This is a genomic window from Aliidiomarina soli, from assembly GCF_003986975.1.
Classification (GTDB): Bacteria; Pseudomonadota; Gammaproteobacteria; order Enterobacterales; family Alteromonadaceae; genus Aliidiomarina; species Aliidiomarina soli.
Window position 1 is genome coordinate 299,360 of the sequence record NZ_PIPO01000005.1, and the last position, 19,141, is coordinate 318,500.

The 19,141-nt window shown below is 53.0% G+C and carries 14 protein-coding genes and 1 tRNA gene; 5 read left to right on the forward strand and 10 right to left on the reverse strand.

What is annotated here, in order from left to right; translation table 11 throughout:
• Window positions 1–2,031 (forward strand): methyl-accepting chemotaxis protein, encoded by a 2,031-nt coding sequence (locus CWE14_RS12240; protein ID WP_126799633.1) that lies wholly within the window; start codon window positions 1–3, stop codon window positions 2,029–2,031.
• Window positions 2,032–2,067: 36 nt separating this feature from the next.
• Here the strand turns inward: CWE14_RS12240 and CWE14_RS12245 are convergent, their stop codons facing one another.
• Window positions 2,068–3,003: a LysR family transcriptional regulator gene (locus CWE14_RS12245; RefSeq protein ID WP_126799634.1), complete on the reverse strand. Its 936-nt coding sequence runs from the start codon at window positions 3,001–3,003 to the stop codon at window positions 2,068–2,070.
• Between the two features lie 104 nt (window positions 3,004–3,107).
• Here CWE14_RS12245 and aceK point away from each other — a divergent pair, with 104 nt between their 5' ends.
• The 3 genes from aceK (at window position 3,108) to aceA (ending at window position 7,958) form a co-directional block, all read left to right on the forward strand.
• Complete coding sequence (gene aceK / locus CWE14_RS12250; protein ID WP_126799635.1) at window positions 3,108–4,838, forward strand: bifunctional isocitrate dehydrogenase kinase/phosphatase; 1,731 nt, start codon at window positions 3,108–3,110, stop codon at window positions 4,836–4,838.
• A gap of 115 nt (window positions 4,839–4,953) precedes the next feature.
• Window positions 4,954–6,543, forward strand: a complete 1,590-nt coding sequence (gene aceB, locus CWE14_RS12255) for a malate synthase A (protein WP_126799636.1) — start codon at window positions 4,954–4,956, stop codon at window positions 6,541–6,543.
• A gap of 89 nt (window positions 6,544–6,632) precedes the next feature.
• A complete protein-coding gene (aceA, locus tag CWE14_RS12260; RefSeq protein WP_126799637.1) occupies window positions 6,633–7,958 on the forward strand; it encodes an isocitrate lyase in 1,326 nt (441 codons plus the stop codon).
• Window positions 7,959–8,025: 67 nt separating this feature from the next.
• On the opposite strand, the gene CWE14_RS12265 is transcribed toward aceA, so the two are convergent.
• The 5 genes from CWE14_RS12265 to CWE14_RS12285 form a co-directional block, all read right to left on the reverse strand.
• Window positions 8,026–9,162, reverse strand: coding sequence for a PAS domain-containing protein (locus CWE14_RS12265; RefSeq protein WP_126799638.1), 1,137 nt, complete (start codon window positions 9,160–9,162; stop codon window positions 8,026–8,028).
• A 331-nt stretch (window positions 9,163–9,493) separates the two neighbouring features.
• Window positions 9,494–9,569: transfer RNA gene (locus CWE14_RS12270), tRNA-Phe, on the reverse strand.
• A gap of 92 nt (window positions 9,570–9,661) precedes the next feature.
• Entirely contained in the window at window positions 9,662–11,578 is a 1,917-nt protein-coding gene (gene speA, locus CWE14_RS12275) for a biosynthetic arginine decarboxylase (protein ID WP_241972401.1), read from the reverse strand.
• On the reverse strand, window positions 11,575–12,495 hold the full coding sequence (gene speB / locus CWE14_RS12280) for an agmatinase (protein ID WP_126799639.1): 921 nt from the start codon (window positions 12,493–12,495) through the stop codon (window positions 11,575–11,577). Before speB ends, speA begins: the two co-directional genes overlap by 4 nt.
• A gap of 63 nt (window positions 12,496–12,558) precedes the next feature.
• Window positions 12,559–13,572 (reverse strand): 6-phosphofructokinase, encoded by a 1,014-nt coding sequence (locus CWE14_RS12285; RefSeq protein WP_126799640.1) that lies wholly within the window; start codon window positions 13,570–13,572, stop codon window positions 12,559–12,561.
• Window positions 13,573–13,714: 142 nt separating this feature from the next.
• Between CWE14_RS12285 and CWE14_RS12290 the strand changes: the two genes are divergently transcribed.
• A complete protein-coding gene (locus CWE14_RS12290) occupies window positions 13,715–14,773 on the forward strand; it encodes an Ldh family oxidoreductase (protein WP_126799641.1) in 1,059 nt (352 codons plus the stop codon).
• Here the strand turns inward: CWE14_RS12290 and pdxH are convergent.
• Genes pdxH through CWE14_RS12310 form a run of 4 tightly spaced genes read right to left on the reverse strand, consistent with a single transcriptional unit; the run spans window position 14,770 to window position 19,010 of the window.
• Complete coding sequence (gene pdxH / locus CWE14_RS12295) at window positions 14,770–15,411, reverse strand: pyridoxamine 5'-phosphate oxidase (protein ID WP_126799642.1); 642 nt, start codon at window positions 15,409–15,411, stop codon at window positions 14,770–14,772. The two genes, CWE14_RS12290 and pdxH, sit on opposite strands and share 4 nt — an antisense overlap.
• A gap of 33 nt (window positions 15,412–15,444) precedes the next feature.
• On the reverse strand, window positions 15,445–16,413 hold the full coding sequence (locus CWE14_RS12300; protein ID WP_126799643.1) for a DUF3369 domain-containing protein: 969 nt from the start codon (window positions 16,411–16,413) through the stop codon (window positions 15,445–15,447).
• A gap of 48 nt (window positions 16,414–16,461) precedes the next feature.
• Window positions 16,462–18,150, reverse strand: a complete 1,689-nt coding sequence (locus CWE14_RS12305; protein WP_126799644.1) for an amidohydrolase — start codon at window positions 18,148–18,150, stop codon at window positions 16,462–16,464.
• Window positions 18,151–18,170: 20 nt separating this feature from the next.
• Window positions 18,171–19,010: a hypothetical protein gene (locus CWE14_RS12310; protein ID WP_126799645.1), complete on the reverse strand. Its 840-nt coding sequence runs from the start codon at window positions 19,008–19,010 to the stop codon at window positions 18,171–18,173.
• Window positions 19,011–19,141: the final 131 nt, after the last annotated feature.

The following is a 19,141-nucleotide window of genomic DNA, read 5'->3' on the forward strand; positions in this document are numbered from 1 at the left end:
ATGCAGGGACTTCAACAGTTAATGAAAAAGATTTCAGCGCGGATCATAGCAGGCTTTATTGCGGTCGCTATCCTGGTCGCCGCGGTGGGTCTGGCGGGTCTCCATTTCATGGACGACGTAGAACAAAACCTGGTCTACGTCAGCGATACCACAACACCGACAGTAACCACCGCGGCTCAGCTAAAGAATGCGATGTATTCAGCCAACGCGTTGGTAGGTCGCGCGCTGACCACTCACTCAATTAGCGAATTGGGTGAGCTGCAACAGGATTTCGAGATTGCCAGCGAGGTTTTTGCTACCAGTTACCGGCGCCTTAGCGAGCTGGTTACTGACGAGGCACTGCAGGCATCGCTTGAAGATGCGCAGACCGCACGCGAGGCCTTTGAACAGGAAGCGATGGTGGTGTTTGCTCAGCAACAGCAACTGATAGCGGTCGAGGCGGACGTGGCGCGACGTTTAAATGAGTTTGACCGCACGGCAGCATTTCTGACAGGCGAGCTGGGGGATATTTCTTATCAGGCAGAGCAACTGCTACAAGACGTTGAGTTAACCTCGGCCGCAGTCAACCTGCAAAGCCTGGTGATGGAGGTGCAGTATCTGACCCGTGACCTTCTGAGTCAGTCCCATGTACGGGCAGCAAGACCTTTACGTGAAGAACTGGAACAGGTGTTTATGATTTTCGAGTTTCCACTCGAAACGGTGATGGCAAGCGATGATGCTGACTTACGTGCTGCAGCGGTTGAAGTGGAAGAATTACTGCAGGAGTGGCAGCGACTGGCGTTCGCCGAGGGATTGCTGTTCGATTTATACGAAGAGCAGCTGCAAATTGCAGAGACCGTGCGCCTGTCGCTCGACGATATGGTAAACGAAGTTGATGCCGTTAATTTTGCTCTCGATGACGTCGAGAGTGCGGCGGATTCCCTCAACTCATCGGCTGCGACGGATGCTCGCGAAACGGTGAACCAGGCATTCTGGATTATTCTTACCATTGTAGTGATTGCCTTTATTCTCGCTATTGTACTAGGCATTTGGGTCACCCATGCAGTGACGCGGCCACTTGGCGGTGAGCCTTCACAAATGCAGGAAATTGCGACGCAAATTGCAGAGGGTGATTTACGGGTTGAGGCGCAGGGTGATGAGCGAGGCGTGCTGCGCGCTATGCTGGTGATGGCAGACAAACTGCGTGACTTGCTGGCTGAGATCTCCGAAGCGAGCAGGTCGCTGAGTCGGTCGGCGGATAACACCACGGCCATTGCCGGCGATGCGAATGATCTGATTCAGGAACAGGAACAGGCGATTGAGCAAACCGTGACCGCGATTTCGCAAGTGGTGTCGACGGTTCAGGGAATCGCGGATAATGCTGCAAAAGCCTTTGAAACCACGCAACAGGTGCAAAGCCGTACCGATGAGGCCGAGCAGGCCTTTAAAGAAACGGCCCAGGCGATTCAACAGGTTGCTGATGAAGTCGAGCGCGCCGCCAGTGTGGTGCAAGGCGTCGAAGCGAAGAGTCATGAAATTGGCACCGTCCTGGAAGTGATCGAAAACATTGCTGAGCAAACCAACTTACTTGCGCTCAACGCGGCAATTGAAGCGGCCCGAGCTGGTGAACAGGGGCGCGGGTTTGCCGTTGTGGCGGATGAAGTGCGTTCTTTGGCGCAGAAAACCCAGGACTCGACCCTAAATATCCAGAGTATTATTCAGGGTCTGCAACAGGAAACCCAAAGTGCGGTGAACGTAATGACCAGTTCACAGGCACAGGTGGTGCAAACCCTGGATAAGTCAGCCCAGGCCAGTACGGCGCTGGATGTTATCCGCAGTTCCATGGGTGAGATGACGGATATTAACGATCAGGTTGCCACCGCGTCTGAAGAACTGGCTAGTGTGACCCAGGAAATCCAGACCAATATTAATGGCATCAATGATATGTCGACGCGTTCAGCGGAAGGGTCGGCGAAGATGACAGAGGCCAGTGCCGAGCTGGGCAGAGTGGCGGATAGCCTGCGCGGGCTGGCGGCACGCTTTACGGTATAGAAAGTCAGGTGGACATGCTGGGGAGCCGCGGCTCCCTTAGCAGCGTGCGGCGACTTCAGCGACCAGTTGGCGGAACCAGCGATGGCCGTCGTCATGTTGCAACAGCGGGCTCCAGATCATTTTTAATTCAATTTCCGGGATCGCAAAGGGTGGTTCGCGCAACACCAGGTCAGGACTGTCTTCGTATAGCATCGCCGCTTTGCGCGGCAAAGTGGCGATGAGCCCTTCCTTGGCCAGATACATGGCAACATGGTAGTTACGGGTAAACACTTTGATCCGGCGTTGATGGCCCAAGCGATTAAGCGCTTCATCCACCCAGCCCAGCTTTTGCACGTCGTTCGGGTCCATCCCGATGCCGACCCCAAACCCTGTTTTACTAACCCAAGAGTGGCGTGCGTTGAGGTACTCTTCGAGGGTGTAGTTGTTGATCAGCGGATGCTCTTTATGCAGCAGACAGGCGAAATCATCCTTCCATAATAGTTTTTGGTGGAACGATTGCGGTAGCTCGTCAAAGCGATTCACGGCGATGTCGACCTTGCCGTTTTCGACGTCATGAAAGCTGACGTCACTGGGTGTCATCAGGTCAATAGTGACCTGCGGTGCCTGTTCACGTAAGGCACCCAGCAGCGGCGCCATCAACGTCGAAGCGGCATAGTCTGAAATCATAATGCGGAACACACGTTCACTTTCAGCGGCGACAAAGGTGCGCGACGGCTGAATTACCTCTTCCACACTATATAGAATTTGCCGCACCTGAGACTGCATTTCCAGGGCTCGCTCAGTCGGCATCATGCCTTCGCTGGTGCGCACCAGAATAGGGTCGTTAAGCAGCGTGCGCAACCGCTTCAAACCGTTGCTCATAGCTGGCTGAGTAATGTTGAGCTGCTCAGCCGCGCGGGTCACATTACGCTCGCGTAATAATGCGTCCAGATAGACCAGCAGATTGAGATCAATATGACGAAACTGGTTCATAGATACAATAAACTTCTTTAATGTTAAATGCTAAGTTACATAAGCAAAGTGAATTATAGGGTGCCTTAGCAAGCGCTAAAAAACAATCACAAAAAGAGGCTGACATGGCTCAGGCAAACCGCATTGCCCGTTTGATTTTACAAGGGTTTCAACGCCACTACCGGATCTTCGGCGAGCTGACTGATGATGCGGGTCAGCGTTTCCAACAGGGCGACTGGCTGGGTTTGCAGCATTTGTCGCGTGAACGTATTTCCTATTATGACGAGCGGGTGGCTGAATGTGTCGAGGAACTGACCGCCCAGTTGCCGAGCGGATCGCCTGACAGTGAACTGTGGCAACAGGTGAAACAGGACTATACCGGGCTGTTGAGCTTTCATCCGCAGGCCGAATTAGCGGAAACCTTTTTTAATTCAGTGTTTTGTAAGTTGTTCCACCGCCGCTATTTTCACAATCAGTTTATCTTTGTTGAAACGACGATTGAGGGGCGCATTCCGGTCCCCGTCGAGGCCGAGTATCGTTCCTATTTTCCAGTCGAACATGGGGTGCCTGAGACACTGCTGCAAATTATTCAGGACATTGGTTTTGCGGCGCCCTTTGCTGATCTGAAAGATGATGTAGAACGATTACGCCGCGCCTTCAGCGAGCAGACGCGGCAACATAACCTGCAGGCACACCAGCTGCGCCTGGATGTGCTTAAGCACCCCTTCTATCGCAACAAAGCGGCCTATGTGATTGGCCGGATTGTCACCACAGAACGTTCTTACCCGTTCATTGTGCCTGTGCTTCGCGGCAATGACGGGCATCTGCTGGTCGATGCTTTACTGACGGACCCGCAACATTTGGGCGTTATCTTCAGTTTTGCACGGGCTTATTTTATGGTCCGGGCGCAGGCGCCTTCGGCCTTGGTGTGCTTTTTACAGAGCCTGTTACCACGCAAAAGCAAAGCCGATTTGTATTCCGCCATTGGCCTGCACAAGCAGGGTAAAACCGAGTTCTACCGTGAACTGCTGCTTCACCTGCAGCGCAGTGACGATCAGATGGTAGCGGCTCCGGGTATTCGAGGCCTGGTGATGATGGTGTTTACCTTGCCTTCCTTCCCTTATGTTTTCAAAGTTATTCGTGACCGCTTTGGCAGCACCAAAGAGTTCGGGCGTGACACTGTGGTTGAGCGATATCAGCTGGTGAAGCGCCATGACCGGGTCGGGCGGATGGCAGATACCATCGAGTATTCTGATGTGGCATTGCCGCTTAACCGGATCTCTGCTGATCTGCTGGCAGAACTGGAGTCGAGTATTGGCGAGTCGATGAAAATAGAAGGGGACACCCTGATCATTCGCCATTTATATATCGAGAAACGCCTGACGCCGCTGAATATCTATCTTGAGTATGCGGATGAGGAGGAAACCCGCGCTATTCTTGATGATTACGGGCGGGCACTGAAAGATATGCTGGCGGCGAATATCTTTCCCGGTGATATGTTGTTGAAAAACTTTGGTGTTACCCGCGGGCGCCGGGTGGTGTTTTATGATTACGACGAAGTTCAGTACCTGACGAGCATGAACTTCCGTGCCATGCCAAAAGCGAAAGATCAACAGGACCTGCTAATGGATAGTGAATCAGTTTCGGTTGGCCCACACGATGTGTTTCCACAGCAACTGGCAACCTATGTTTTTGCCAAACCTAAGCTGCGGGCGATATTCACCGAGCTACATCCCGATTTACTTGAGGCCGAGTATTGGCAGTCGCTCCAGAGTAGTATTCGGCAGGGCGAAGTTGCCGATATCTTTCCATACCCCAGCCAGCTTCGTTTTTCGCGCTATAAGTCTGATGAATGATGTTTATAAATTCACAGAAGAAATGACTGCAATATAAACTATAAATTTCATTGATGTAAATCTCAGCGCTATGCTCAATCCAGGTTAACAACGACGTAACAACTTGGATGAAGTTATGAGCGATACACAACTGAAGTTTACCAAACCAGCTACAGCAGCCAGTGAGCAGATATTTACCGCCAGCGCGGTCGAATTTTTGAACCAACTGGCGACGCATTTCGCCGGCGAGATACCGCCGCTGCTTGCCCAGCGGGAAGCGGATCAAGCCCGCTATGACAAGGGTGAGTTACCCGACTTTGACCCCGCCACGGCGGCTGTTCGTGATAGTGACTGGCGAGTGGCTGAGATCCCCCGGGACCTGCAGAAACGACGCCTCGAGATCACCGGTCCTGTCGACCGCAAGATGGTAATTAATGCCTTAAATGCGGATGTGGATGTGTTTATGGCTGACTTTGAGGATGCTCAGTCGCCGACCTGGGATGGCCTTATCGACGGGCAGCTTAATCTTCGCGATGCCAACCGCGGCGAGATCAGCTTCGAAGATACGGCCAAGGGCAAACGTTATCAGCTAAACGAAAACCCTGCGTTGCTGATTGCCCGTGTACGTGGCCTGCATTTACCTGAAAAACATATTCTGCATCAGGGTAAGCCGTTGCCCGGGGCACTGCTCGACTTTGCTATGTATGTCTTTCATAACCATCAGCAGCGGCTGGCAAATGGCAGCGGCGTTTATTTCTACCTGCCGAAACTTCAACACAGCCGCGAGGCCGCCTGGTGGTCAAAGGTGTTCACATTTACCGAGGACTACTTTGAGCTTAAGCGCGGCACCATTCGTGCCACGGTGCTTATCGAAACCCTGCCTGCCGTGTTCCAGATGCATGAGATCCTGCATGCACTGAAAGAGCACATTGTCGCCTTGAACTGTGGCCGCTGGGATTACATTTTCAGTTACATCAAAACCTTGCGGGCTCACGCCGACCGCGTATTGCCTGACCGCCAGGTCGTTAGCATGGACAAGCCATTTCTGAATGCCTACTCACGTCTGTTGATTCAAACCTGTCACAAGCGCGGAGCGCTGGCGATGGGAGGCATGGCGGCCTTTATTCCAAGCAAAGACGAGGCTGAAAACGAACGTATTCTGGCCAAAGTCAAAGCCGACAAAGAGCAGGAATTTGGCAACGGCCATGATGGCACCTGGATCGCTCATCCCGGTCTGGCAACAACGGTGAAGGAGGTCTATCAGCGTTACCTTGGTGATAGCGACAACCAATTGCAGGTGCTGCGCGAAAATGACACTGACATTGACCAGGCGTTGTTGCTGCAACCTTGTGAGGGTGAACGCACTGAGCAGGGCATGCGGGCCAATATCCGGGTCTCGGTGCAATACATTGCAGCCTGGATTTCAGGCAAAGGCTGCGTACCTATATACGGTCTGATGGAAGATGCGGCGACAGCGGAAATTTCGCGAACTTCAATCTGGCAATGGATTACTCACGCCCAGCTGCTGAGTGACGGGCGCACCGTAACGCGCGAACTGTTCGAAAGCATGCTGGCTGAGGAAGCCGAGGTGGTTCGCAACGAGGTCGGAGAAACACGCTGGGAGGCGGAGAATTTCGCCCCGGCTGTCGAGTTATTTGCCCGCCTGACAGTGGCAGACCAACTGGATGACTTCCTAACCCTGCCTGGTTATCAGTTACTTGATTAGCCAGCTCCGGTTCTACTGACAATTACTATCGACAACTAATAACTTTTAGCATTCGCTGCTCAGGCAGCTAACAACAACAGGACTTTACTATGGCAACTTCAACTGATTTTCAACAAGCAGTACGCGAACTGGAACACGAGTGGGCGACAGATCCGCGCTGGGACGGTGTTGAGCGAACTTACAGTGCAGAGGACGTGGTTCGGTTACGCGGCTCGGTGAAGGTCGAGCATACCCTGGCCAAACGCGGTGCCAATAAATTGTGGCGTCTGGTTAACGGTGAAGCACAGGAAAAGTTCGGCAAAAACTATGTCAACGCATTGGGCGCCTTAACCGGTGGCCAGGCAGTACAGCAGGTCAAAGCAGGCATTCAGGCGATTTACTTATCAGGCTGGCAAGTTGCGGCGGACAACAATACCTCGGGCACTATGTACCCGGATCAGTCGTTGTACCCGGTCGATTCAGTACCGGAAGTGGTACGCCGGATTAATAATTCGTTCAGTCGTGCGGATCAGATCCAATGGTCGAAAGGGGTCCACGCCGAAGAGGACAACTACATCGATTACTTTGCCCCGATTGTGGCCGATGCAGAAGCGGGTTTTGGCGGCGTTTTGAATGCTTATGAGCTGATGCAGGGCATGATCAAGGCTGGCGCGTCCGGTGTTCATTTTGAAGACCAGCTGGCCTCGGTGAAAAAGTGCGGCCATATGGGCGGCAAGGTTTTGGTCCCTACTCAGGAAGCGGTGCAAAAGTTAGTCGCTGCACGTTTAGCGGCCGATGTTGCCGGCGTGCCGACCCTTATTCTGGCGCGCACGGATGCCAACGCCGCTGACTTACTTACCAATGACGTCGATCCGAATGATCAGGACTTCATTACCGGTGAGCGCACCGCAGAAGGTTTCTACCGGGTTAAACCGGGCATCGAGCAGGCCATTTCAAGAGGGCTGGCCTATGCTCCGTATGCCGACCTGCTGTGGTGTGAAACCGCCAAACCGGATCTGGATGAAGCACGTCAGTTTGCCGAAGCCATTCATGCCAAATACCCGGGTAAACTGCTGGCTTACAACTGTTCACCGTCGTTTAACTGGAAACGCAACCTGGATGACGCCACCATTGCGAAGTTCCAGCGCGAGTTGGCCGCCATGGGATATCGCTTCCAGTTCATCACCTTAGCGGGTGTGCATAACATGTGGTACAACATGTTCGAGCTGGCTTATGACTATGCGCGCAATGACATGACCGCCTACGTGAAGCTGCAGCAAAACGAGTTCGCGGCGGCCGAGAAAGGCTATACCTTTGTCTCTCACCAGCAGGAAGTAGGGACGGGTTACTTTGACGATCTGACCAATGTTATTCAGGGCGGCACCTCGTCAGTCACCGCCTTAACTGGTTCTACGGAAGAAGAGCAGTTCGGTTAAGCAAACTGCTTACTAACAATGGATGTTGAACAGGGCAGGCCAGGAGGGCCTGCCTTTTTTATAGCTTTTATAGTTCGCTACTGGCCAGGGCTGAATTATTCTTTAGATAATCGATATCGATGGTGGCGCCAATCCAGCCAGTCACCTGATTCTGTTCGTTCCGCTCAGGTTTGGCGGTTGCCAGATACCAGGCGTAGCTGCCATCTTCATGGCGCAGACGGTACTCCATTCGAAAGGGTTGTCCGGAGCGTACACATTTGTTCCATTGACTAACAGTTCGACCTTGATCCTGAGGGTGAATATAATCAACCCATTTGTCGACCACTGCGGTGCGCTCGCCCCCCACCGTTGAGGTTAAGGAATCGTTTGATTCGTAGATCATCCCCTGGGCGTCAGCCTGCCAGAGAATAATCGGTGCTTCCTCGGCAATCGTCCTGTAGCGCTCCATTTGCTGTGAGATCTGCATTTCTTTTAAACGGAGATCGGTAACGTCCTGCATAATTCCATGCACATCGCCGTCTTTTTCCTGGTGTGCAAGCAAACGGACAAAGCGTTTACGACTATTGCTATCCAAAAACACAGCTTCTATTTCGCGGTTCTCATAACTTCGTGCGTTGGGCAGGGCCTCTGCTTCTTTCATCGCTTCAAGCATGAGTCGCCCTTCGCCGAAGAAGCGGGCGGCAAACTGGGTACGGGGGATTGACTGATTATCTGCCACCCCGGTTAAACGAGCGATGGCGCCACTCATCCGCACGCTGTCGGTGGTGCGGTTGTAATTCCATTGACTTACTTTGGCCAACTGGGTGGTGCGCCGTAACTGGCGTTGTTGCTTATTGAGCTTCGCAAACAGACGATTTAGCCGGGTTTGATAACGCAGCGCCAGATAGCTCAGAGCTGCTACCACCAGGATACAAACCGTGGTTGCCAGGCGATTGGCTACCACATACGTCAGGCTGAAGCCGGCGGATGGAGAAGGCGCCCACCATAGACCAACCCAGGTCAGCAAAATGGCGAGGCTGCTGACAAAAGCCAGATGGCGCACCTGGTTACTGAACGCTGCGAGCAGAACCAGGGGGATATAAAGCAGCCCATGAGCGAACCCCTGCCGGGTTAACGCGTCACTGACTGCAACCAGTGTAAGAAGCAGATAAACACTGGGTACAATATAGGGAGAAAATGAAAATCGGGTGACCAGGCGGTGCATCTTGAGTCCTCTTGGCTACGAACGCCCAACCAGCACCCTACGTTCATCCAATATGTACTGCAAGCAAATTTAGCTCCAGATAAAAGAAAACCCACCAAAAGGTGGGTTTCTCGTAATCGAAGATGACGCCGGGGCACAAAAAAAAGCCTGTCCAAATGGACAGGCTTCCTTAAATAGTGGTGCCCGGAGGCGGACAAAACCGCCGGGAGCGGTTTTGAACAACGCGTAAGCGTTGGCCCGGAGGGTGAAATGCATGGATGCATTTCATAATCGAAGATGACGCCGGGGCACATAAAAGAAAACCCGCCAAAAGGCGGGTTTCTCATAATAATGGTGCCCGGAGGCGGAATCGAACCACCGACACGAGGATTTTCAATCCTCTGCTCTACCGACTGAGCTATCCGGGCGTGGGTGCAATTAAACGCAAAACGGCGGCGCAAGTCAAACGCTTTTTAAGGCTTTGCGTCTGATTGCTCAGGAAATGCCCGTTTTGCGACTTTTATGTGCGCAGATAGGTGCTCCCATCGAGGCACTTTTCGTAAAAATCGGTCCAGCGCACGCCCTCACGGGGAGCCAGACCACCCTTACGAATTTGCTGATCAACCGCTTTTTTGACCACTTTTGCCATGTAATCCGTATTATATTGCATGGTTTCCAGCACACGTGCGGCGGAGTTACCCGGCACTATCTCTTCAATGTAGAAGTCACCCGGCTCTTCGTCGTGGGCAAAAATATGCACTTCTGTCAGGCGGCCAAAGAGGTTATGCATGTCGCCCATTACATCCTGATACGCGCCAGTCAGGAACATACCAATATGGTAGGGTTCGTCTTTGCGCAATGGGTGTAACGGAATGTTCTCACTGACTTGAGTGCCTTCGATAAATTTGCTGATTTTACCGTCGCTGTCACAGGTAATGTCGGCGATAGAGGCGCGGACACTGGGTTTCTCATCCAGCCGGGTAATTGGCACTATCGGCAATAACTGGCCAATTGCCCAGGTATCGGCAGCGGATTGAAAAACTGAGAAGTTGCCCAGGTACTGGCTGGCCAGGGTATTTTCCAGCGCTTCAAGTTCCTGAATGACAAAGCTGTCACGGTCCAGTGAATGATGAATATCGGTTAGAATTTGCCAGTACATGACATCGATCTTCGCTATTTCCGGCAGATCAACGACACCGAGCTTGAACGCTTCATAGGCACTTTCTTTAAAACTGGCGGCATCGTTATAGCGTTCCTGCGGGTGCGTCTTGTCATCACCGATCAGCTCACGCATATTGCTTACCAGCACGTGCTCGCCTTCAGTTGGACTGATATCAAACTCAGTGCCGCCGGGTTTGATTTCGCCCACCACATTGGTCACCACCATACTGTGGTAGGCCGTAATAGCACGACCGCTTTCACTGACCAGGTTAGGGTGGGGCACGCCTTCCAGCTCGCAGATTTGTTTAACCCCATAAACTACGTCGGCAATGTACTCCTCGGTGGAGTAGTTGCGTGAGGAGTCTGTGGTTGAGCTGGTGCCGTCATAGTCGACGCCGAGGCCTCCACCGATGTCGAGGTACTCCATCGGCACGCCCATTTGCACCAGTTTGGCGTATAACCGCGCACCTTCGGTGACCGCTTCTTTGATTTTACGGATATCAGAAATTTGGCTACCAATGTGGTAATGCAACAGCTTGGCACAATGCAGCATGTCGTGCTTTTTGAGGTAGTCGATGGCGTTCAGAATTTCAGCAATACTAAGGCCAAACTTGGCCCGTTCACCACTGGAACTGGCCCATTTACCCTGGCTTTTCACCATCATTTTACTGCGCAGGCCAATCATCGGCTCAATATTGAGCTTCTGCGCCAGAGCGACCAGCATTTCCAGTTCAGAGAACTTCTCCACCACCACAATCATTTTCCGTCCAAGACGGCGGCCGAGTAACGCCAGGGTCAGGTAATCTTCGTCTTTGTAGCCGTTGAGGACGGTCAGCGCTTCAGGGTTTTCGTTGTACGCCATCGCCGCCATGAGTTCTGGCTTGGAACCCGCTTCAAGCCCGTAGTTGTAGGGTTCGCCGGCATCAATAATTTCCTCAACCACTTCCCGCATCTGATTGACTTTAACCGGGTAGACACCGACATATTTACCCTGATAACTGGCCTGCTGGATGGTGTCGCGGAAGGTTTCGTTGAGTATTTCAACCTGTGAGCGGAGGACATCATGGAAGCGGATAACGGCAGGGAACTGAATGCCTTCGGCGACCATTTCGTCGATCACTTCTTTAAGATCAATTTTGACATCAGGCCGACGATGGTTGGCACTGACGTGAATGTTGCCGTTGTCCCCGATTGAAAAATAGCCTGAGCTCCAGCGGTTAACACCATACAGCTCTTCGGCCTGCTCGATGCTCCATTCATTCAGGTCAGTGGTCATGGACGGCGTCCTTTTTCTAAGGTTATTAACAGCTCGCGCACTATTTTAGCGGCGAAAACATCGGAGTTTCCGGTCGGGTCAATTTGCGGTGACAGCTCGACCACATCGCAGCCGACCAGATTACGTTCACCTAATAGCTTGACCAGGCTGACAAACGAATGAAAGTCTTCGCCACCAGGTTCGGGCGTACCTGTCCCTGGCAAAAATGAAGGGTCAAAGTAATCCAGATCCAGGGTTAAATAAATCGGTTGCTCCGGCGGAATTGCCGCCACGCTGTTGAGGAAGTCCTGGCGCGATGTCCGCACCGTCTTATGCTCGTGCATGTAACGATACTCGTCACGGGTGCCGGAGCGGATGCCGTACTGGATTAACTGATGGCCGGGACCAAAATGGTCGAGTACACGGCGAATAATAGAGGCGTGGGAATAGTGGTAGCCTTCAAAGCCATCGCGTAAATCGGCGTGCGCATCCAGATGCAGCAGAACCAGATCGTCATACTGCTGCAGGTAGCGGACTATAGGTGCATACGAAATAGAATGCTCACCGCCGAGGGTCATAATACGCACATCGTCAGCGGCCAGATTTACCCCGTTAAAGATACGGTTAAAGTCGTTCGTAGCGTGCTGCCATTGCGCCTCAACGTCGGCTTTTTCGCCCAGCTCCAGGTTACCTAAGTCATAGAAAACAAAATCGTCCAGATCAGAATCCTGATAGGGTGAGTACGACTCGATGTCTTCAGAGATCGAGCGCAGTCCGTCTGGTCCATGACGGGTGCCTTTACGAAAACAGGCGGTGCCGTCGAAACCAAAGCCGACAATATGGGTGTGGCCCGGAAACACCTGTTTGGCGATGTCAGCGCCAAAATAGGCGCGAACCGGTTCACTTAGACTGACGTTAAAGTCGATAGGTTGTGACAATGCGTATTACCTTTTGGTTAGCTTCTGGTTAAGCATTCCATTGAACATCAAAATGGGGCGCAATTATGCGGATTCTTTCACCACATTTGAAGCAAAATTTAGCTGTTGCAAGCCAAGTTGCAAGTCGACCAGGCGAGAGTCCAGTTGTTTATCGCGCTCAAAGGTCAAATGCAATGGTACCCGTACTACGTGTCCCTGCTCGACACCGATCATATGACCGCTTATTCCGTCCAGTACAGCGTGCACTGCGGCCTGACCTAATTGCATCGACAGAATACGGTCAGCCGCGTTAGGACGGCCGCCACGCTGTATATGGCCAAGCGGCGCGGAATGGCAGGTGGTGCCGGTTGCCTGGGTTAACTGGCGGGCTAATTCTTCAACCCCGCCAGGCCATAGATTTTCAGAAACGACGATCAGATAACTGCTGTCAGGAAACGCCTGCCGTGCGCGCCTGATGCTATCTGCCAGGTCGGCCAGTTTAGGTTGAGGTTCCAGTTCAGGCACCAGCATCGCTTCGGCGGAGCCTGCAATTGCTGAGTGCAAACCGATAAACCCGGCATGGCGGCCCATGACTTCAATCAGGAACACCCGTGCCATGGCTTCGGCGGTCTCACGAATGCGGTCAATGGCTTCCATCGCCGTGTCTACGGCGGTGGTGAAGCCAATGGTAGTGTCGGTACCGGCTAAGTCATTGTCGATGGTGCCTGGCAGGCCAAGGACCTGGCCGTCCCAGTATTGATCAAGGTGATGGGCGCCACGAAAGGAACCATCGCCGCCAATCACCACCAGCGCACTAATGTCGTGCTGGTCGAGGACGGCAGCAGCCTGGCGCGCGGCATCGACTTCCTTGAACTGAGGATAGCGAGAGCTGAGTAAAATAGTGCCACCGCGCTGACTGACCAGACGCATGTCATTTGGATGCAAGGGCTGATTCAAATCCTCGACAATGCCGCGAAACCCATGCCGAAAACCAATCACTTCAATATCGTGTTGGCTGGCGGTAAGTACAATAGCCCGAATACAGGCATTCATGCCGGGGGCATCACCTCCACTGGTGATGACTGCAATTCTCTTCATGGACGGTCCTTTTACTGACTTTTCCAGGATACACGTAGACTCAACAGCTTAACCAATGGAGTGCGGCTGACCAAGCGCCAATTTAAGGTTACACTGCTTTTTCAGTCAAGTTTCGCTCAATTAGCGTAAAAGAGAATGATCTATGCCCCGTTTTGACGCCCAACAACTGCTTCATTTTGGCCAGTCGGTATTAACCGCCGCTGGTGCCAGCCCGGAGATTGCTGCTGATACCGCCAAGTACCTGCTCGAAGGCGACCTGCTTGGCTATTCCACCCATGGCTACAAACGCCTTTATTTCAACGCCAAACTATTGGCTGAGGGGCAGGCCAGGGGTGAGGGAGATATCAGTGTACTAAAACAGCGGGCAGCGGTAGCAAGCTGGGATGCCAACTTTCTGCCGGGCCCGTTCGTTGCTGCCAAAGCTGTACGCCAGGCATGTGACATGGCGCGTGATGCAGGGACTGCGACTATTGTTGTTCGCCGGGCCCAGCACGTTGCCAGCCTGGCTGCCTATCTGCAACTGGCAACTGAGCAGGGACTATTAATTAGTTTGCTCTGTTCAACCCCGGCCCAGGCGAGCGTCGCGCCCTTTGGAGGTAAAGCGGCGGTCTTTTCGCCGAATCCGTTTGCGATTGGGGTGCCCACATCAGATAAACCTCTGCTACTTGATATGAGCTTCTCAATGACTGCGGCGGGTAAAATTCGTCAGTACTGGGAGCGTCAGCAGCCATTACCCTGGCAGGCGATTGTGCGAGCGGACGGGCAACTGTCTTCGGACCCGGCAGACTATATCGAGGGAGAGGGAGCGGCCATCCTTCCGTTAGGAGGGACCGAGCTTGGTTACAAAGGCTACGGCTTGTGTCTGATGAGCGAAATCTGGACCATGTCGCTCAGTAATTATGGTCGTTTAGACGGCGCCAGTGACGGCGAGAGCAACGCGCTTTTCGTTCAGGTTCTTGACCCCTCAGCGTTTGGTGAGACAGCCGATTTCCTGCGCGTGACCGATGATCTGGTGGCGCGCTGCAAGGCGTGTCCGCCACTCCACTCTGATTCTCCGGTGCGCATTCCTGGCGAGCGGGCACTGGCTAAACGCGCCTACCAGTTGCAACAGGGCGTCAAGTTAGATGACGCCACCTGGGGACGTCTTCAGCGCGCCGCGCAGCGGTTTTCCGTCACCCCGCCGACAGTGCGGGACGATTAAGGCTGCAAACGTTGCAGTGTCCAGCCGTCTTGCTGTCGCTGGTAGCTAAAACGGTCGTGTAAGCGAGAGGCCCGGCCCTGCCAGAATTCGATGTAGCTGGGTTTTATGCGGATACCGCCCCAGAAGGGCGGTAATGGAATTTCGTCGTGGCTGGCAAACTCATCTTCGCGTGCTTTGTATTGTGCATCCAGATGGGCGCGGTCGCTGATTGTCTGGCTTTGTTGCGATGCCCAGGCTGCAACTTGGCTGGCCCGGGGGCGGCTGTGAAAATAGGCAGCATTTTCTGCATCAGATAAAAACTCAACCTGTCCCTCTATGCTAATTTGTTGCTCGAGCGGCAACCAGGCGAAATGCGCTGAGCATTGCTGGTTTTCGCTGAGTTGGCGCGCCTTTCTGCTTTGCAGGTTGGTGTAGAACACAAATCCCCGCTGGTCATATTCTTTGAGCAGAACCACCCGTTGACTAACGCGGCCATCGGCACCACTGGTGGCCACAACCATAGCGGTCGGATCAGTGCTTAGCTCAGCCAGTTTGGCGACATCAAACCAACGCTCAAACTGCAGTATAGGGTCTTCAGCAAGGTCTTTGCGTTGCAGTTGCTGGCGCTGATAATCGCGGCGAATGTCATCCAGTTTCATGGTTTTGATGCTCCTGACAAAAGGGAAGCGGCGCTAGCCGTCCAGATTGTGATCTTTGGCATGTTCAAAGGCAATTGCGGTATTATTCATAAATAATTCCAGCAGATGTTGATCATGCTCACTGAGTTCATCATTCGGTGCATCATCTTTGACTATCCCTTCGATAAAAAGCAGGTAAGAGCGACCGTTTCTGGTTTTATACAGACCATAGTAGTCATGCTGATGAATAACGAATGAAACCGGTTCAGGGCGTTGCACCAGGGCTTCTATGACTGTGTGTTCGACCTGTTGCTGCAGTCGCGAGCCTTCGTCGCCGGCATAATGGCCGGTGGCGGCGAGGACTTCGAAGCCGTTTGATCTGCTTTTTGCTGTCAGGCCGTCCACGCTGCAGTAAGCGGCGGTATCGGCGTGGGTTACCAGCGTTACCAGTTGCGCCAGAATACCGCGGCTTAGTTCACGTACCGAGGAGGCGCTGAACAGCTCTGCTGAGGCTTTAATTATTTGCTCAAGGGACTGTCGGTTACGTTCAATGCGCAAGAGTTCGCGGTATGCACGTAAACTGCAGTACATCAAAGTGACCAGTTTACGGTAGGTGAGTTCGGTCTTTTCTTTGTAATCGTCAATTTCGTAACGTGCGATGATTTCTTCTTCCGGTGCTTGGCCGGGTTGCCCGGTACGCAACACAATGCGTATCAGGCGGTTTTTGAGGGTTTCACGGATCCAGCGGGCGACATCAAGACCAGCGTGGTCAGTTTCCATGACCACATCAAGCAGCACTAAGGCAATCTGATCCTGCTCCTGCAATACCTGTTGTGCTTCCTGGCCGGAGTAGGCAGAAATAAACTCAAGACCACGGCCATTCAGCTGAAAATCACTTAATGCCATGCGGGTGATGACATGAATTTCATCGTCGTCGTCGACAATTAATATTTTATACGGTGATTTACGCGGTGCTGCCGCGGACGTGTTGTTTTCGTCAGCAAATAAAAAGGTATCAGTCATGGTCTGCATACTCAAAAAAGGCGTCTGTCAAAAGACGCCTTTGCTGGTTTAGCGGGTGGTATGAAATACACGTTCACCACCGACATAGGTAGAGAGGACCTGAACTTTCCATAAGTCCTTATTACTGGTGCGGAACGGATCACGGTCAACGACAATGAAGTCGGCATATTTGCCAACCTGCAACGACCCTGAATACTCGTCGGCAAAGCCCGCCCAGGCACCGTCAATAGTAAAGCTACGCATGGTTTCCAGTAACGACAGCGCCTGCTCCGGATGCCAGCCTTCAACTGGCTGGTTATGACGATCCTGGCGGGTCACCGCCGCATGAATGCCATAGAAGGGGTTCGCCAGTTCAACCGGAAAATCTGAGCCACCAGCGATAATAGACCCGTTATCGACAAAGCGACGCCACGCATAGGCCCCGGCAATTCGTTGCTCGCCGATACGATTCTCGGCCATATTCATGTCGCTGGTCGCGTGGGTCGGCTGCATCGACGGAATAATCCCCAGCTCAGTAAAACGGGGAATGTCCTCAAGCTGAACAATTTGTGCATGCTCAATACGGTGGCGATAGGCGGCAAGGCTGCCGTTTTCTTCCTCGTCAGCGAGGCGGGCAAACTCATCCAGCGCCAGACGGTTGGAATAGTCACCTATCGCGTGGTAGCTGATCTGAAAGCCAGCCTGATGCGCCTGCTCAAATAAACTCCGTACACGCTCTTCCGGGGTAACTAGCAACCCGTAGTTGTCGGGATCGTCGGAGTAGGGTTCGATCAAGCGCGCGCCGCGACTGCCAAGTGCACCGTCACCATACATTTTTACGTTGCCAATGCGCAGACGGTGGTTGTCACTGAGGTAGATACCTTCTTCCAGAATGGCATCCAGGTCCGGATCGGTGGCTGCAACCATGGCGTTTATCCGCAGTTTCAGCTCATCGTTTTCATTCATCGCTTTGAAGTCATCCAGCCCCTGGCGGCTGACACCGGCGTCGAGAACCTGAGTAAGACCCAGTTCCAGTAAATGCTCCTGTCCAACTTTAAGCGCGCCCAGTCGCGTCTCCTCGGTGACTTCCGGGATTGTGTCGCCAACCAGCGCCATCGCGGTATCAATTAAAATACCGGTAGGGTTGCCTTCCTCGTCGCGAATAATCTGCCCACCATCGGGATCTGGTGTGTCTGCGTTGATTCCGGCCATTTCCAGCGCCATCGTATTAACCCAGGCAGCATGGGCATCGACGCGGGTCAGATACACAGGTCGGTCATTGATTAGTTCGTCAAGGTCTTGACGTGTTGGGTAATCAGTCACCGGCCAGAGTTCCTGGTTCCAACCGCGTCCGACCACCCAGTCCAGTTCCAGATTTGAATCCGCGTAGTTGGCAACTTTAGCTACCGTGGCAGTGCGGTTATTGATGCCGCGTAAGTCCACCTGAATAAGGTTTTCACCCAGGATCTGAACATGTCCATGCGAGTCAATCAGGCCGGGCAACAAGGTTCTGCCGGCGAGGTTGTGTGCCCGCGCGTCCGGGAACTGCTGGCGCAATTCATCACCCCCAATAGCGGCGACCCGGCCGTCTTCAACCACCATGTGGGTGAAGCTTTGTAGATTCGTTTCCGGGCCCATTTCACCGGTGAAGGTATAACCGGTAAAATTATGGTAAAGCTGGCTTTCAGCGATGCTTAAAGGCGTATATAACGCCACCAGGAGCCCGAGCAGGGCTGTGCAATGTCGAAGTTTCATCATTAGTTTCAATATTTTGAGCCTCAGAGTTGAGAGACTATATCCTTTTTTTGCCAAACTTGCAGGTACCCAGCTGAGGTAACCCCGTACACTTTAGTGTCCGTTACATGCAGCGCAATAACTTGCCCAGTCTGGCGACCAAGACGTTGCGGGCGCGGATAACAGTGAGCGCTCGTTGTTCGTTGTAGCGTGTGCAGATACATACAATTACCGCTGCTGCCCAGCCATAGTCGTTGCCCTTCAGTTATCAGGCTGGCAACCTGACCATCGACAGTTGGATCAACGCGGTGGTTAATTTTACCGCTATTTCTATCAATCTGTACAATTTGCTGACCACTGCCGGTGGCAAAACGGTCGCCCGGCGGTTGAGTCACCACCATTACCTGCTCCGGGGACGTGGCAATAGACTGGACGACGTGCATATTGGCGAATTTAATCGTCCACAGTGGGTTGCGGTCTGCTTCCTGCCAGTAGCTTAACCGGCCACTCTCATCCCCAACCAGCAGTCCGCCGTCGCTATCGAAGTGCAACTGACTGATCCGTTCGGCAACCTCAAGCGTTGTACGATTTACCGGGTGGCCAGCATCATTGAAGTGTAGCCATTCCAATAACGGTCCGTCGAAGGCCAGAGCAAGCTGGTGCTGATGAGCATCAATCAACCGTATCCGCTGCGAACTGACCCAGGGACCGGCCATTTTCGCCTGCTGGTAATCCCAGCTATAGACGTGCTTATCATCTGTTATAGCCAACAGCTCCGGCGTGAGCCAGGCCAGATTCCAGGTACCCTCTGCTGGAGGGAGTTCGAGCAAGGCCTCTAATTCGCCGTGTTTATTGTACACCGCCACTTGCTCTAATGTCGCCACTGCAAGCGTCCCCATTGGGCTGAAGCTGGCATTCATTAAGCTCGCAGGCGATAGCTGATGGCTACGCTGCAATGCATTTGGGGGCGTGCAGGCGGTCAATAAAAAGACACTGAGGAGGAAAGTTACAGCGA